Here is a 16686-nt window from a genome sequence, read left to right as displayed (position 1 = left end):
GAACGAGAGGAAGCTGCGCGTTTAGCCAAAGAGCAGGCAGAACGTGAAGAAGCCGAGCGTCAGGCTCAGGAACAAGAGAAGCCTAAAAAGAAAGGGTTCTTTGCACGTCTGAAGCAGGGTTTGTTAAAAACCAAGACCAACATAGGCTCCGGCTTTGCCAATATTTTCCGTGGCAAGAAGATCGACGATGAGTTGTTCGAAGATCTTGAAACACAATTACTGACGGCGGATATAGGTGTTGATACCACCATGAAGCTGATCGACAACCTGACCGATGCGGCAGATCGTAAACAGCTGAAAGACGGTGATGCCCTTTATGACCTGATGAAACAGGAAATGGCAGACATTCTGAAAGATGCTGAAAAACCACTTGAGATCCCGGCCAATAAAAAGCCATTTGTGATCCTGATGGTCGGGGTTAATGGTGTCGGTAAAACCACCACAATCGGTAAGATGGCTAAGCAGTTCCAGGCTCAGGGTAAGTCTGTGATGCTGGCTGCGGGTGATACCTTCCGGGCAGCAGCTGTGGAGCAGTTGCAGGTATGGGGTGAGCGTAACGATATTCCCGTGATAGCTCAGCATACCGGTGCGGACAGTGCCTCGGTGGTATTTGACGCTTTCCAGGCGGCACAAGCACGTGATGTCGATGTATTAATTGCAGATACCGCAGGCCGCCTGCAAAATAAAGATAATCTGATGCAGGAGCTGGAAAAAATAGCGCGCGTCATGAAGAAACTGGATCCGGGTGCGCCACACGAAGTCATGCTAACCATAGATGCCGGCACCGGCCAGAATGCCATTAGCCAGGTGAAACTATTTGATCAGGCCGTGGGTCTGACCGGTATCACGCTGACTAAGCTGGATGGCACGGCAAAGGGCGGTGTGATCTTTGCGGTTGCAGATCAATTTAAGGTACCTATCCGTTATATTGGTGTAGGCGAAAGTATTGACGATCTGAGAACATTTAAGAGCGATGACTTTATCGAAGCACTTTTTAGTCAGGATAATTAAAGATAATAACCAAGTGCTGTTCTGATCCTGCTGGTCGGGATCAGGTAAATCGGAAGCAGTATAACGAAAGCAGGGCAGGCAATGATCAAGTTTGAGCAAGTCAGTAAAACTTACCCCGGTGGGCACCGGGCGCTGGAAAAGGTCAGTTTTGAACTCACTAAAGGTGAGCTGGCATTTCTGACTGGTCACAGTGGTGCGGGTAAGAGTACCCTGCTTAAGTTGATCAGCTTGATGGAGCGCCCGTCTGCTGGGCGCGTCGCTATCAATGGTGTCGATCTGAATCAAATCAAAAATAGTCAGGTGCCCTATATTCGTCGCGACATTGGGATTATATTCCAGAACCATCGCCTGCTGGAGCGCTATAACGTATTCGACAATGTGGCACTGCCTTTGGTTATAGAAGGCACGCATCACAAACATATGACTAAGCGCGTTCATGCGGCGCTGGATAAGGTTGGTCTGCTGGATAAGGTAAAGTGTCAGCCGAGCACTTTATCCGGCGGTGAGCAACAGCGAGTGGGCATTGCCCGGGCGATTGTCAATTCGCCCCCTTTATTACTGGCAGATGAGCCGACCGGTAACCTGGACCCTGAATTGTCGATGGAAATTCTCAAATTGTTTGAGGACTTCAATCGCCATGGCACCTCGGTCATGATAGCTACCCATGATCTGGGGCTGATCGCACGGATGAAATATCGCAGCCTGACCCTGGATCACGGCCGCTTAATCCAGGACCCTTTGTTGGGGTCTTCGCTGCCGGGAGACACGCTATGAGTTTATTGTTCAAAGGCCGCGGCTCGCAAAACGACAAACAAAGCAAGTCCGTGATCCTGAAGTGTTACTTCATCATTGTTACCATACTGCGTCAGGGCGTGCACAGTTTAGGCGAAATGTGGCGTACACCCATGGCGTCGATGATGACCATTCTGGTGTTAGGTCTGAGTCTGACACTACCCACCACACTTTATGTGGTGGTCAAGAATGTTCAGAAAGTCAGTAGCGGTTTTCAGGAGGCAGCAGAGATTTCTTTGTTCGTCAAAGAAACCGTGAGTGAGCAGGCGACGCAAACTCTGGTTAAACGATTAGCACTCTATCCTGAAATCGAAACGGTGAATTTCATAGGAAAAGATAAGGCGCTGGCAGAGTTCAAATCCATTTCCGGGTTTGGTCAGGCACTGGACTATCTTGAAGAAAACCCGTTGCCTAGCGTGGTACTCGTGACCCCGACGGTGCGCCATCGCAGTGCACAGGCGGCGAATGCCTTGCTAAATAAACTTGAGCAGGAAAGAGAAATTGAGTTTGGCAAGCTAGATATTGAATGGCTTGAACGCCTTAATGCCTTGCTCAGTTTGCTTAAAGAAAGTGTGATCACCATTGGACTGCTATTGCTTAGCGCAGTTGTGTTGATCATCGGTAATACAATCCGTCTATCTATTATGGATAAAAAAGAAGAGATCCAGGTGCTTAAACTCGTCGGTGCGACGAACACTTTTATCCACACGCCATTTCTGTGGACTGGGATCTGGTATGGCATTATCGGCGGCCTGATTGCGTTTATCTGTGTCATGCTAATGTTGTGGTGGCTTGAATCTGCGGTTGCTATGGTCGTTGGGGTATACCAGAGCAACTTTGTATTGCAGGGCTTATCGGGGAGCGAGTTGCTGTGTTTATTGCTGCTGGCTGTTGCCCTGGGCTTTGTTGGTTCCTTTTTATCAGTGCAAAAGTACATAAAGGACATTGAGCCGGATAAAGTATAGGGCCGCCAAGAGGTGTCGTAGTGAGTGTGCTAACCGATTTAGTTTTAGCATACTCAATTGCTAAAATTAGCACTCTTTCCTGCCAAATTAGCACTGTCTGATATCTCCGTAGGGCGAACCTGAACACGAGCTTACCATGATTGCTTTTTCATAAACTAAATTAGTTCTTTAAAATCAATATCTTAATTATTAATTAAAGTGTAATAATAAAAAGCTTGATCTTTGAGGGGGAAAAGTAGTAGATTGCATTTAGCACTCTAAGGGAAAGAGTGCTAAAATTGGCAAAACGAATTATCACTGAGGTGAAAAATGAGTAAAGATATTTATGCAATGGCACTGACCGCTGGGCAACAAAGCGCGAGTATAGAAGGCTACCTACAATCGGTGAGCTCTATTCCGATGCTGGACGCTGAGCAGGAAAAAGCGCTGGCAACCCGCCTACATGAGGATGGGGACTTGCACGCAGCCAAGCAGCTCATTATCTCTCACTTACGATTTGTTGCGCATATTGCCAAAAGCTATTCCGGTTATGGCTTGCCTCAGGCAGACCTGATTCAGGAAGGCAACATCGGTCTGATGAAAGCGGTGAAGCGCTTCAATCCGACAGTGGGTGTGCGTCTGGTGTCGTTTGCAGTACACTGGATCAAAGCTGAGATCCACGAATACGTGCTAAAGAACTGGCGTATCGTTAAAGTTGCGACGACCAAAGCGCAACGTAAATTATTCTTCAACCTGCGCAAAAACAAAAAGCGTCTGGGTTGGTTTAACCAGGAAGAGATCACCACAGTTGCTAATGAACTAGGTGTGAGCGAAAAAGAAGTACGTGAAATGGAATCGCGAATGAGTGGTCAGGACATGGGCTTTGACCTGACGTCAGACGATGACGATAACGCACCGAGCAGCAGCTTCTCACCGGTTCAGTATTTAACGGATGCCAGCAGTGATGTGGCTGAGGTGATTGAAGAAGAGCAGTGGCAGGAGCAGTCTCAGAACCGTCTTATCGCAGCAATGAAGACGCTGGATGAGCGCTCTCAGGACATAGTTGCCGCACGCTGGTTGTCGGAAGACAAAGCAACCTTGCAAGACTTGGCCGATAAATATCAGGTGTCTGCTGAGCGAGTACGTCAGCTGGAAAAATCTGCAATGAAGAAACTACAGGCAGCAATGAGCTAATTGCCTAAGCCTGCTAAATAAATTTTAGAATGCCGCTCAATCGAGCGGCATTTTTTATGGCTGTAATAAAATTGAGCTTACAAGTGTACGCCTATTTGATTATAATGCGCCGACTTGATCATAGGAGTCTCTATTTTGTTAGCTGTAGTTCGAATTCTGGCAATAGCGCTGTTTATCATCCTCAGTTGTCTGGCTGGCCTGACGTTGAGTCTGATCCGTCCTTTTCATGCCAATAACGTGCATGTGATTGCCTCCTGGTTTGGTAAAATGTCGCGTGTGATCGGGGTTAAACTTGAGATCTCGATAGACCCGGGCGCGAAAGATCTGGGTCCAGCGATGTACATTGCCAACCACCAAAATAATTATGACCTGTTCACTTTGCCTGCTGTGGTACCGCATAACACCGTCAGTATGGGCAAGAAAAGCCTGAAATGGGTGCCATTTTTTGGCCAGTTATATTGGTTGTCCGGTAATATCCTGATCGACAGGGCAAATCGTAAAAAAGCGGTCGATACCCTGGATAAGTCGATTGCGAAAATTAAACAACGGGGTATGTCATTGTGGATGTTCCCGGAAGGGACACGCAGTTACGGTAGAGGATTACTGCCTTTTAAAACGGGTGCATTTCATACCGCTTTGAGTGCGGATGTGCCTGTAGTACCGGTTTGTATGAACAATACAGCTGGCCAGATCAAACTTAATCGCTGGGATAATGGTACTGTGTATATTGATATTCTGGCACCCATGCCGTTAGATAAAGACATACCAGCGCGAGAGCATGCCAAGCAGATCCATGCTAAAATGGCGGAACATATTGCACAGTTAGACGAAAAAGTGAGAGCAGCAAGTGGAAAATTGGCAAGAGATCAGTGAAGACATCGTTGAGTCGTTGTTAGAAGATGGATCGAACCCCGATATATTGTATGAAGTAGAGCATCATTTTGTCAGTGAAGAGTTTGAAAAACTTGAACAAGCAGCACTCGCTGCCTTTAAACTGGGTTACGATGTAGAAGACCCAGCTGAACTTGAACTGGAAGATGGCAGCAAAATCTGGGGTTTCGACGTCGTGGTTGAAGCTGAATTAGACGCTGAAGTGATTATGGAAGATGTCACTAAACTAGTTGAAATTGCGACGCACTGTGGCGTTGAATACGATGGCTGGGGTACCTATTTCCAGGAATAATTCAGCATCGCAACAAAAGGTCAGAGTGCTGTTTAGCCTCTGACTGCACATTCTTTAATAAACACTCATTCTTTTTTCTTAAACTCACACCATTTACTAGACAATTTAGTCTGGTCTATGCATATTAGTGCAATTTACACTGCCGCCAGGCATCATGCGAGCGATATGCGAGTTACCCTCCCTATTGAAGAGTTAAAACCCGGCATGTTTGTGGATAGCGTTCACAAGCAAAAGTCAGGCGCTGAAGTTAAGATCAAATCTCGGGGTATGGTTCGGGATGAAGCTATCATTGCTCGTCTGGTCGCCAACGGGGTGGTTGAGCTGAATATCGACTTTGCTCAAAGTGACATTCCGATACCTGAAAAATACCAGGCCCCTGAAGTAAAGCCTGACACACCAGACACAAAGCCAAAAGACAAACAAGTACAAGACAAGTCAGCCAAGGCAACAAAAGCGCAGCCCAGTAAAGATAAAAAAATTAGCCTGGAAGATGAGTTTGCCAATGCGGCCAGACAGTTTGAGCAGCACAACAAGCAACTGCAAATGCTGTATGGCAACTTAACCACTGGCATGCAGGTCGATATGACACTGATCAATGATATCAGTCAGGAAATCGTCGGATCTGTGCTGAGAAACACCAATGCTATGGCAATCCTTACCCGGATCAAAGATAAAGAGGGGTTTAACTGGCGCCATATGATCAACTGCGCCATCTTGGTCACCGTCTTTGCAAAGTATCTGGGCCTTGGTAAAAAGGTAATTGAACAAATGGCCATTGGTGCCATGCTACACGACGTCGGACACACCAAGATACCTCAGGGGATCATCGATAAGAATGGCCCGCTTAACAAGTTGGAAATGAAAACCATGCAGCGCCATGTTGCGCAGTCTCTCGGGCTTACCCGTGACGCGCCGGGGATCACCCCACTGATGCTCGACATGATTGTCAGCCACCATGAGCGCCTGGATGGGAGCGGTTATCCTCGCCGCCTGCAAGGTATGCAGATCAGCAAAGCTGCGCGTATAATGGCCATTGTGGATGTGTATGAGGGGATGACCGCTGAGCGCCCTCATCGAGATGGCGATGAGCCCTTGGTCGCATTGCGTTATTTACTGGCTAACAAGGCACAGTTTGATCCTGTGCTGGTGCAACATTTTATCAAGTGTATTGGTGTACATCCGGTAGGCACGATTGTTAAGCTCAGTAATGAGCGCCTGGCAATCGTATTGGAAGGTAATCGAGGCGCACCGACCGCACCCAAAGTACGGGTCTTTTATAATACCAAGCACATGCACCATATCACGGCTAAAGACATTGATTTAAACGAGCAAGATAAAATTAAGATTGCATCAACCGTTCGGCCTCTAGATTATCAAATCAATTTATCCCGTCTGTTAAAAGATCATCTGCTTGTTTAAGCTTACGCTTTTGCCATTGTGCAGATAATAGGGCACCGGCAAGGCAGCTGGCCATCATCAGGATCCACACCAGAGTCCCTTTTTCAGTATGCAGGGCCAGACAGCTAAACATTAAGGCAAGCAGGGCACTGAGTATTGCCGCTAACCAGTAATGGTTGAGCGGATTGTCGCATTGCCCAGCCCGTTGGCAAGCACAATAGTTTGCCTTGCACAAACTGAAGACACTAAGGCCACAGAATGTCAGTGCACCGATCATCAATACTGCCAGCATAGACCTAACCTCCCTACAATTGCCCTGAACAGTGAGGGCTGTGAATGTGACTAAGAGTATATGGAAACATCTACCTTATTTCAATAGGAATGAGAATTAATATCATTTAAACCTGTAATAAAGGAGTTAGAGTGATTACTCTTACTCTGATCTGATGTGTTAATAAAATGCTTTAAATGTTCCAATTTTGCTCGGTTGAGCGGTGAAAAGCATTTAAATTGCGGATTTTTCTTTTTCTTTTATGTACTGTGTGGGCAATTTTTTATTCGCGTTGAATAACATTGAGGTTGAGAATGAATAGAGTATTGCGCGCATTGATTGCAACAGGTTTGATTGCGACTTCTTCCCAGTCGTTGGCGGCGGCTTTTCAGCTTGCAGAGCAAAATGTTTCCGGGTTAGGCCGTGCTTATGCAGGTGAAGCCAGTGCGGCAGATGATGCGTCTGTTGTTGCACGTAACCCGGCATTAATGAGCCAGTTTGACGGGATACAGGTGAGTGCTGCGGCGATGTATGTTAAGCCTGATGTCAGCCTGCAAGGTACATCAACAAACAATGGCATACCAGCCAGTCAGCTGGATGACGACAGCATAGCGCCCAGCGCTGTGGTACCTGCTGTGTTCATGACCGCTCGTCTGAATGAGCAGTGGTCAGTCGGTGCGGGGATCTACTCTCAGTTTGGTCTGGCAACTGAGTTCGATAACGACTATGTTGCCGGTCAGCTGGCGGGTGAGACAGAGATAGTTACGATTAATACGGGCGTTTCTGTGGCTTATGAAATTGATTCACAATGGACACTGGCACTGGGCCTGAATCATGTTTATGCCGATGCAAAAGTGATCCGTCATTTGGGCGCAAACCCATTGCAGGCCCCGGCCAGCACTGAAGTGGTTAATCTGGAGGGTGACGACAGTGGTTATGGCTGGAACCTGGGCCTGAGCTATCAGATTGACGCCGACAACCGTTTGGGTTTTCATTACCGCAGCGAAACAGATATTACCTTTGATGGTCACTTCAGCAACCAGATCCCGGCAGCGCTTGGCGGCACCAACGGCGTAGCACTGGCTGGTACACTGGATCTGACATTGCCGGCAATGGCAGAAATTTCAGGTACACATAAACTGACTGAGCCAATGACGCTGCACTACAGCGTGCTGTGGACAGGTTGGAATAGCTTTCAGGAGCTTGAGGCACAGGTGGCTGGTAAAGCCGTGTTCAACAAACAGGAGTTGTTTGATAACTCATTACGATTTGCAGTGGGTGGAGACTATCAGTGGAATGAGTCTCTGAAATTGCGAGCGGGTCTGGCCTATGACAGCTCTCCGGCCAATGAGTCGCACATGTCTATCTCCATCCCGGATACGGACCGAACCTGGTACTCCTTTGGCGCCGAATATCAGCTAAATGACGCAGCCAGTGTGGACTTTGGTTTGAGTATCTTACGTGGTAAAACGCAGACCTTTGTTGAGAAAGATGCGCTGGGCAGTGAGTGGGGCTTTAAGTCAAAAGGCCATGCCACGGTTGTCGGTGTGCAGTATAACCATAGCTTCTGAGCATATTTACAATGAAAAAGCGGCTGGTGAGCCGCTTTTTTTATGACTTAAAGAAGCGCCTTTAATTGATAGAGCAGGTCGTGAGCTGCTCGGGGCGATAGCTCATCCGGGTCAATCTGCTCAAGCATTTTCTCGACTTCAGATGGCTCGGTGATCAGCGGCAAACTCTGTTGCGTCTGAGGTGCCGCTGAGTTTGGTTGAGGGTTTTCAACCACGCTCTGGTGTTGTTCCAGCAGTGTTAACTTACGCTTTGCCATGGCCAGCACCGCTTTGGGTACCCCTGCCAGTCCGGCTACCTGCAAACCAAAACTCTTGCTGGCTGCACCTTCCATTACTGTGTGTTTAAAGGCGATTGTGTCGTTGTGTTCAATGGCATCTAAGTGCACATTGACCAGGCCTGATTGCTGTTCAGCGAGCTCAGTCAACTCGAAATAGTGTGTGGCAAATAGCGTCTTCGCGGCAATTTTTCCAGCCAGGTAATCGGCAGTTGCATAGGCCAAAGACAGACCATCGTAGGTGCTGGTACCTCGGCCTATTTCATCCATAAGCACCAGAGACTGAGCGGTTGCATTGTTGAGTATGGTGGCCGTTTCCGTCATTTCCACCATAAAGGTGGAGCGCCCGGAAGCCAGATCGTCACTGGCGCCAATTCGCGTGAAGATACGGTCGACTTTACCTATTTGTGCAGTACTGGCAGGAACATAACTGCCAATGTGTGCCATCAGCACTATCAGAGCGGTTTGACGCATATACGTCGATTTACCACCCATATTGGGACCCGTGATGATCAGCATTTTGCGATCCGCATTGAGATGAACCGGGTTGGCAATAAAGGGTTCTTTACTGACCTGCTCCACGACCGGGTGACGACCGGCTTCAATGTGGATCTCATCGCCATTACCGAGCTCAGGCTTACAGTAATCCAGTGTCTGCGCCCGCTCTGCCAGAGTATTGAGCACGTCTAAATCGGCCAGCGCCGCCGCCATGGTTTGTAGCTGCTCGATATAAGGTGCAATCAAAGTAAACAGCTCTTCATACAGCTGCTTTTCAAGCGCCAGTGCCTTACTCTGACTGCCCAGGACTTTGTCTTCATGCTCTTTGAGCTCAGGAATGATATAGCGCTCGTTGTTTTTCAGTGTCTGGCGGCGAATATACTCGGGCGGCGCCAGATGTGAGTTGGCTTTGCTGATCTCAATATAAAAGCCATGTACTTTGTTGTAGCCAATTTTCAGTGTGCTGATCCCGGTGCGCGCTCGTTCACGCTCTTCGAGCTGATCCAGCACATCCGTAGCCCCTTCACTGAGCGCACGCCATTCATCCAGTTCACTATTGTAACCGGGAGCAATCACGCCGCCATCGCGGATCAGTACCGGTGGGTTATCTATGATAGCGCGTTCCAGCAAATCCTGAAGTTTTGGCAAAGTCGGAGAATGTGCGCGGATCTGCTGCAACCTGGGATCGCTGCTTTCTCCCAGCAGGTGATGCAATGGGGGCAGTGCCTGCAATGCATTGCGCAATCGCGTTAAGTCTCTTGGGCGGGCATTACACAACGCCAGGCGGGCAACCACACGCTCAATATCGCCAATCTGGCGCAGACCGTCGTACACCTCAATATTGAGTTGGGATTCAATCAGGCTGGCAATGGCATTGAGCCGGGCATTGAGTTCGTCACGATTGCGTACCGGTGTGTGAATGCGCCGTTTTAGCAATCGCGAGCCCATCGGCGTGGCGGTTTTATCCAGCACCTGTGCCAGGGTGTTTTCAATACTGCCAGACAAGTTAATGGTCAGCTCAAGGTTTTTACGCGTGGCAGCATCCAAAATGACGGCGTGTTCGTTTTTCTCCAGGGTAATGGCCCGAATATGCGGCAGTGCAGTGCGCTGAGTGTCCTTAACATATTGCATGACACAACCCGCTGCGACTAATCCCGCTTTGGCATCTGCGACACCAAACCCTATCAGGTCCTGTGTGCCAAACTGCTGACATAGCAAATGAGTAGCTGTATCCAGATCAAATTCCCAGTCAGGGCGGCGTCTGGCCCCTTTCACCTGTTCAAGTACCAGTAGGTTGCTGAATGACTCGGGGTAGAGCAGCTCTGCCGGCTGCAATCGCTGCAGCGTGGAAGTCAGGGCTTCATCGGTGGCCAGCTCAACAATGTTAAAACGTCCGGAGTTGATGTCTAAGTAAGCGACACCATACAGTTGTTTGTCTTGCCACAGAGCTGCCAGCAGGTTGTCCTGACGCTCTTGCAGCAAGGCCTCATCGGTCACCGTTCCCGGAGTGACGATGCGCACGACTTTGCGTTCAACAGGGCCTTTGCTGGTCGCGGGGTCGCCGACCTGCTCGCAGATCGCTACAGACTCGCCCATCTGGACCAACCGAGCCAGATAATTTTCAACTGCATGATAAGGCACCCCAGCCATTGGAATAGGTGCTCCACCTGCTTTACCTCGATGAGTCTGGGAAATATCCAGCAGTTGGGCGGCGCGGATGGCATCGTCAAAGAACAGCTCATAGAAATCACCCATACGATAAAACAGCAGAATATCCGGGTGTTGTGCTTTGATCCTAAGATACTGCTGCATCATAGGGGTTTGTTGTTTTATAGTATGTTCGGAATAAAGATCTAACGACATTACTTATACCTAAAGGAAATGAGTATGGAGCTTCATACTGAGATAGCCGGGCTGGCGGCACAATTGGGCACTATTCTAACGAATAACGCGATGACAATCACTACTGCAGAATCATGTACTGGCGGTGGCATTAGCTATGCGTTAACAGATACACCTGGTTCATCAGCTTATATAGAGCGTTGCTTTGTTACTTACAGCAACGATGCAAAATCAGAGTTATTAGGCGTTGCACAAAAGACCCTGACAGAGTTTGGTGCTGTCAGTGAGCAAACGGTTTATGAGATGGTTCAGGGCGCGGCCGCAGCGGCGCAAGCAGATGTAGCTATCGCGGTATCCGGTGTTGCTGGACCTGGAGGTGGGTCACCGGAAAAACCTGTGGGTACTGTATGGTTTGGTTTCTATTTACAGGGGAAAGTACTGTGTGAACGGGGCTATTTTAGTGGCAGTAGAGCTGAGATTAGAGAGCAAGCTATTGATTTTTCTTTAAGAAAAATAATTTCTCTGCTAAATGCTTAAAATATGCTTGATACTGTAATTCTATACAGTATACTTGTCGTCACTACGCTAGATTGGAGAAGCAAATGAACGATAACAAACAAAAAGCGCTCGACGCTGCATTGTCTCAAATAGAAAGACAATTTGGTAAAGGCTCTATCATGAAACTAGGCGACAGCCAGGCGCTGGACATCGAAGCCGTTTCAACAGGTTCACTGGGACTGGACATTGCTTTGGGTATCGGCGGCTTGCCAACTGGTCGTATTGTAGAAATTTATGGTCCTGAATCATCAGGTAAAACAACGCTGACACTACAAGCCATTGCAGAAGCTCAAAAGCAAGGTAAAACGTGTGCGTTCGTGGATGCTGAGCACGCGCTGGATCCTGTCTACGCAGAGAAACTGGGTGTCAACGTCAATGACCTACTCGTATCTCAGCCTGACACGGGTGAACAAGCCCTTGAGATCTGTGACATGCTGGTACGCTCAGGTGCGGTAGATGTAGTTGTTGTTGACTCTGTTGCAGCACTGACGCCAAAGGCTGAAATTGAAGGTGAAATGGGTGATACCCACGTAGGTTTGCAAGCACGTCTGATGTCTCAGGCTTTGCGTAAACTGACGGCCAATATCAAGCGCTCAAACACCCTATGTATCTTCATCAACCAAATTCGTATGAAGATTGGTGTGATGTTCGGTAACCCGGAGACCACAACAGGTGGTAACGCACTAAAATTCTACGCTTCAGTACGTTTGGATATTCGTCGTATTGGCTCAGTTAAAGAAGGCGATGAGGTTATTGGAAACGAAACCCGGGTTAAGGTTGTTAAGAACAAAGTTGCCCCGCCATTTAAACAAGCTGAATTCATTATCATGTATGGTGAAGGTACCTCTAAGCAGGGTGAGCTGATTGACCTGGGTGTGAAGCACAAGTTGGTTGATAAAGCTGGCGCATGGTTTAGCTATAATGGTAATAAGATCGGCCAGGGTAAAGCGAATTCGATTAAGTTCTTAAAAGAAAACACGGCAATTGCTGACGAAATTGAAGGCAAGTTACGTGAAATGTTACTTCTTCAGGCAACCATTAAGCCGGAAGAAGGTGAAGACCAAGGTCTGGCTGACACGCAAGATCTGGAGCTATAAAGACTACTAGCGTAGCGGAGCACTCAGCAGTTCATATGGGTGCTCCTTTTGCCAGTATTTGATATACAGGTCGTTATCAACAACTCCCTTACTACGAAGAGCCTTTTTCCGTTTAAACGCCAGTGCAGCGTTATTGGCAGAATAGTTATCTCTCATCTTTGACCATCTTATTGCGATTCTTTTTAATATGGATGAGCAGTCGCCTGAGTCACTTCATCAAAACAACCTTATCATAGAGCGCTTATTAACAAAGTCGTTTTGATTTTCATCTACACTGACAAGCTGCCATGCTTGTACAGACATGACATAGCGCGCTGTAAAGTAAGCTTGCCACCATTGTAAAAATTATGCTGCATGACTGACGCGTTATAAGCTATCGACATACCCGTTGCTTGCGTGTCGTCTCGTATTGTTGCTGCGTCAACTTGCAAACTCCCATGGCGACCGGCAATGCAAACCTGCGTAGGACTATGGACGTCAGGCTCGAAATGCGCGCTCAATCATTCTAGAAAGTGCGGATTGCATTCAGATTGGTGCATATTGTGTACGTATAATTATACCAAATTCACTTAATAGCAGTTTAAATCGAGTGCGCTTTCGTAAAACTGCAGGCAATAAAAAAGCCGCGTAAACGCGGCTTTAATTCAGTTTACTCTAGTAATTAGCTACCGCCAGTACCAGTTATGGTCTGAACAGTACAAGTAACTGGAATATCAAGCGTTGCAGCTGTTGTGTTAGCTTCAATGGCCTGAGTGAACCAAGTGTTGTTGTTCGGGTTCTTATAACGAACGGTGTAAGCTGCCGAATCACCATTTTCCAGGCTTACTTCAAACTGACCTGAAGGATAGAAGGTCTTAACGAAGCGACCACCGCGGAACAGCTGAGCGATAGTTGGTGTAGAGATTGGTGTTGGTTGCTCGTCTGCATCATTGCTTGCACACACAAACTGAGGTGTTAGTGGCTTAACAATGTTAGTAGCAGGTGCTGTAGTCAGCTGCAGAGTACCGCCATTCAGGTCACACAGATTAGTGAATTGTACGCCTGATGCTGCACCATCATCATCTAGGTTAAGCGTTGTATTATCAGCAAGCGTGACACCATCCAGAATGTTCACACCGTCTTTCATCATCTTCAGTTTAACTGGGAATGAAGGTGGGTTTCTGAAAGTACCTTTTGCAAGATTGGTACGGTTGTATGCACCAATCAATAAACGGTAGCTGTTAGCTTCAACCAGTACATCTGCATAGACCTGGCTGTCATTGCCGTTTGAATCCTTGATGTCGAAGCTTAGGCGACGGTTGTCACACTTTTCAGCATCCAGGATGTAAGTGAAGAAGTCCAGGTTCCAGTAAGACAGGTGGTTAACCGATACTGCTACGTTGTGTGTTGTTGCTTCAGCGTTTGCATCAGCTTTAACTACACCATAGCTTTCGAAAGACCACTTACCTGCATCTTCGTCGTAGCTCCACACAGGGAAGATATCGTTCACTGCAATTTGACGTGGTGCTACAGCTTGAGTACATACACCGTTTTTAAACATGCCAGCTTCAGCTGCTGCTTTAACTGCCGCTGCATCAGATGCATCGCCGTCAAAAGTCATCGGACAGGTGTTTGACGTATTTTTGTCAACTTTCATTGCAACTTTGATGTCACCATCAGCGAAGTTGTCAACTTTAGTGCCGTTTTCGTCAACCAGCTCGATTGCAACAAAACCACCCGTAGCGAATGAACCTTCACGACTAGTTGTTTCGTCTTCAGAGACTGTCAGACCAAGGCCGCCAGGGAAAGCATCAAGAGAAGACTCTTGTGTAGCGACTGTATCTTCTTCAGAAGTTGAACGAGTCGCTTCGTTACCGAAGTAAGCAACAGTCAGAGTTGGTACAGATTGAAGTTCCTGGTTGTTTTTGTCACGGAACTTAGTACCGTTATTCAAAGTAACCGATACACCACCGGCTGCTTTGTTAGCATTTTTAGTTGCGTCAAGATCTTTGCTCAGAGTGATGCTATCCGCGCCTTCAAGTGCCAGACCGCCTTCAGCTGTGTAAGACGTTGTTACGCCTTCGCCAGCAACGTCAGCAAGTGAGCTTGTAGTCGCAATGATAGGTGCTGCGTCATCTGCTTGCTCAAGAGAGCGCGCTGTTAGGCGGACCTGATCAGCAACGTCTGTGTCTGTGCTTGACAGTTCAACTGTACCTGAATTCGAAAGGAAGCCGTCAGCTGTGATCACGAAATCAAAGGACAGACCGTCAGCAGGAACTTCATTTACAGTAAACGCAAATGAACCACCTGTTGCTGCTTTATCTTCATCTGTTAGTGCATCGCCAGCAGTGTTCAGAATACTCGCAGTGTTGTCGCCGGTGAAGTTGATAGTAGCGCTAACTTCATCGCTCAGTGGCACACCTTTGGAGTCTGTAACTACGATTGAGAATGAACCTGCTTGCTTTTCAACCACAATGTCGCCAGGTAAAACTGCAACTGTTTTGTCTTCCGGTGGCGGCTTGATATCAACGTTGTTGTCATTGTCGCTAAAGCAGCCTGCTAAACTAACTGTCAAACCCAGTGCAAGGGCAAGTTTAGTTAGTTTGAATTGTTTGTTTCCCATGATTTTTACCTTTTCCTTTAAATCCAAGTAAACTGAGAGTAGTCACTAATGCTTTGCAGATGTAAGAGAGCCTTGCCCCGCATGCAAATTAGTGTTTAGAGGATAAGCCGACATTAATTTTTCGTCAAGTGAACTGCTCGAACTTTATCCAAAATTTCACATAAAATAATAACCTACTGATGTACTTTTAGGTTATTACGCCATATGTGTTAATAATCCATTTTTCTGAAGAATAATGAACGATTAAATTTGTGCAAAAGCGTCAATAAAAGCTTGCAATTTAGTCAAATCTACGGGCTTTAAGCCCTCTGATGTTCTCACTATTAACCCTTTTTCAACAAGCTCGGTGACCACTCGGCGATATGCGCGCTCAGTTGTGGCGAACCGTTCAGCTTCAGCACTGACCGTTGAATAGGCGCGTAAAAGCGCGGGATGATTGTTTTCGGCTCTGAGCAAACAGTCTTTGGCAATATTATAGCTCAGTGGCAGTAACAATTTGTCCAGGTTTATTTTTTGGTTTTCAGTGAATTTTGCTGCAATGGTTTGTGCGGTATACAGGCTCAACTCAGGCTGAGAAAGCAGCAGCTGCCGCCAATGTTTGAGCTCTATCAAATTGTATTGAACGTCATTGAGGCAAGTTACTGTGTATATACAGGGTTGATTATTGAGCGCTTCAATTTCACCTATCAAGGTATTATTGCAGTCCAGCTGGCCAAGCAACAGGCGCCGACCATTTCCGACATCGTAACTGAAAGACACCGTACCACTTCTCACCAGGATCAGCTTTGTGAGAGGCTCATCCTGGTGGATTAGCACTTCTTTTTTTGTGTGCTGAAAACTGTTACCTGCAAAACTGAGCAGTTGTTCCACCAAAGTGGTTGAAAAATGATATTGAAACATCTGGATGGCTCTTCGGACAATTGTCCTATTTATTAATTTGTTATGAAGATAGCATGACACTTATCGGTTTCACGCTAACTCACCCGATTGAGAGGCTAAGTGCTTTTCACCCCCGTTCCCGTGTTAGAGCTTATTTCAGGTCCTAATTTCTGTGGGGTTTAGTGAGTTAGCCTTTTTATTCATGTAGCCTGTGTTGATGGCAACTGCTTTTGCAATTAACGCAGGTCGACGCCAGCTAAGCTGATATCATTATCCAGCATTCTGAGCCTTGGCGTCTACACTGAATAATGCTAACTCACTTGCGAGGAGAGAACAAATGACTTGGGAACTTTTAGGTTATGTAGCGTCTGCGTTTTTAGTCATTTCTCTGATGATGTCCAATGTGGTTAAGTTACGCTGGTTCAACCTCGCAGGGTGTATATGTTTTACCATATATGGGGTGATGATCACGGCCTGGCCAGTTGCTTTAACCAATGGCTTGTTGGCAGTGGTGAACATTTATCACCTGGCTAAGCTGCACAGAGCAGAAAACAGTCCTCAGTCATAAAGA

General features: G+C 47.2%; 16 protein-coding genes. 11 read left to right on the top strand and 5 right to left on the bottom strand.

Going from position 1 to position 16686, the window contains the following annotated elements:
* From ftsY to CWB99_RS19395, 7 genes are all read left to right on the top strand, one after another.
* Nucleotides 1-1011: signal recognition particle-docking protein FtsY (gene ftsY, locus CWB99_RS19425; RefSeq protein WP_138686217.1), on the top strand; the 1011-nt coding region annotated here is incomplete at its 5' end.
* An 81-nt stretch (nt 1012-1092) separates the two neighbouring features.
* The gene (gene ftsE, locus CWB99_RS19420) at nt 1093-1785 is read left to right on the top strand and encodes a cell division ATP-binding protein FtsE (protein ID WP_054014418.1); all 693 of its coding nucleotides are present in this window, start codon (nt 1093-1095) and stop codon (nt 1783-1785) included.
* On the top strand, nt 1782-2768 hold the full coding sequence (gene ftsX, locus CWB99_RS19415; protein WP_138551521.1) for a permease-like cell division protein FtsX: 987 nt from the start codon (nt 1782-1784) through the stop codon (nt 2766-2768). Before ftsE ends, ftsX begins: the two co-directional genes overlap by 4 nt.
* 309 nt (nt 2769-3077) lie before the next feature.
* Nucleotides 3078-3941, top strand: a complete 864-nt coding sequence (gene rpoH / locus CWB99_RS19410; RefSeq protein WP_054014420.1) for an RNA polymerase sigma factor RpoH — start codon at nt 3078-3080, stop codon at nt 3939-3941.
* A gap of 135 nt (nt 3942-4076) precedes the next feature.
* Nucleotides 4077-4814, top strand: a complete 738-nt coding sequence (locus CWB99_RS19405) for a 1-acylglycerol-3-phosphate O-acyltransferase (RefSeq protein ID WP_138551520.1) — start codon at nt 4077-4079, stop codon at nt 4812-4814.
* Nucleotides 4789-5124 carry a ribonuclease E inhibitor RraB gene (gene rraB, locus CWB99_RS19400; RefSeq protein WP_138551519.1) on the top strand — a complete coding sequence of 112 codons (336 nt, stop codon included), beginning with the start codon at nt 4789-4791 and terminating at the stop codon, nt 5122-5124. Before CWB99_RS19405 ends, rraB begins: the two co-directional genes overlap by 26 nt.
* 165 nt (nt 5125-5289) lie before the next feature.
* The gene (locus CWB99_RS19395) at nt 5290-6543 is read left to right on the top strand and encodes an HD-GYP domain-containing protein (protein WP_138551518.1); all 1254 of its coding nucleotides are present in this window, start codon (nt 5290-5292) and stop codon (nt 6541-6543) included.
* Here CWB99_RS19395 and CWB99_RS19390 read toward each other — a convergent pair.
* Complete coding sequence (locus tag CWB99_RS19390) at nt 6503-6814, bottom strand: hypothetical protein (protein ID WP_138551517.1); 312 nt, start codon at nt 6812-6814, stop codon at nt 6503-6505. The genes CWB99_RS19395 and CWB99_RS19390 overlap by 41 nt on opposite strands.
* A 293-nt stretch (nt 6815-7107) precedes the next feature.
* Here CWB99_RS19390 and CWB99_RS19385 point away from each other — a divergent pair, with 293 nt between their 5' ends.
* Entirely contained in the window at nt 7108-8364 is a 1257-nt protein-coding gene (locus CWB99_RS19385) for an outer membrane protein transport protein (RefSeq protein WP_138551516.1), read from the top strand.
* A gap of 47 nt (nt 8365-8411) precedes the next feature.
* Here the strand turns inward: CWB99_RS19385 and mutS are convergent, their stop codons facing one another.
* Nucleotides 8412-11000, bottom strand: coding sequence for a DNA mismatch repair protein MutS (gene mutS / locus CWB99_RS19380; protein WP_138551515.1), 2589 nt, complete (start codon nt 10998-11000; stop codon nt 8412-8414).
* A gap of 24 nt (nt 11001-11024) precedes the next feature.
* On the opposite strand from mutS, the gene CWB99_RS19375 reads away from it, so the two are divergent.
* The gene (locus CWB99_RS19375) at nt 11025-11516 is read left to right on the top strand and encodes a CinA family protein (protein WP_138551514.1); all 492 of its coding nucleotides are present in this window, start codon (nt 11025-11027) and stop codon (nt 11514-11516) included.
* Nucleotides 11517-11581: 65 nt separating this feature from the next.
* Entirely contained in the window at nt 11582-12634 is a 1053-nt protein-coding gene (gene recA / locus CWB99_RS19370; protein WP_138551513.1) for a recombinase RecA, read from the top strand.
* 6 nt (nt 12635-12640) lie between these two features.
* Here recA and CWB99_RS24195 read toward each other — a convergent pair whose 3' ends face one another.
* From CWB99_RS24195 to CWB99_RS19360, 3 genes are all read right to left on the bottom strand, one after another.
* Nucleotides 12641-12790 (bottom strand): hypothetical protein, encoded by a 150-nt coding sequence (locus tag CWB99_RS24195; RefSeq protein WP_171045401.1) that lies wholly within the window; start codon nt 12788-12790, stop codon nt 12641-12643.
* 505 nt (nt 12791-13295) lie between these two features.
* Nucleotides 13296-15236: a hypothetical protein gene (locus CWB99_RS19365; RefSeq protein WP_138551512.1), complete on the bottom strand. Its 1941-nt coding sequence runs from the start codon at nt 15234-15236 to the stop codon at nt 13296-13298.
* Between the two features lie 243 nt (nt 15237-15479).
* A complete protein-coding gene (locus tag CWB99_RS19360; protein WP_138551511.1) occupies nt 15480-16136 on the bottom strand; it encodes a Crp/Fnr family transcriptional regulator in 657 nt (218 codons plus the stop codon).
* 316 nt (nt 16137-16452) lie between these two features.
* Here CWB99_RS19360 and CWB99_RS19355 point away from each other — a divergent pair, with 316 nt between their 5' ends.
* Nucleotides 16453-16683 (top strand): YgjV family protein, encoded by a 231-nt coding sequence (locus CWB99_RS19355; RefSeq protein WP_138551510.1) that lies wholly within the window; start codon nt 16453-16455, stop codon nt 16681-16683.
* The last annotated feature ends 3 nt before the right edge of the window (nt 16684-16686 follow it).

Source organism: Pseudoalteromonas rubra, from assembly GCF_005887095.1.
Lineage (GTDB): Bacteria > Pseudomonadota > Gammaproteobacteria > Enterobacterales > Alteromonadaceae > Pseudoalteromonas > Pseudoalteromonas rubra_E.
The sequence above is the reverse complement of the archived record's forward strand: the minus strand, read 5'-3'. Positions and strand labels throughout refer to the sequence as shown.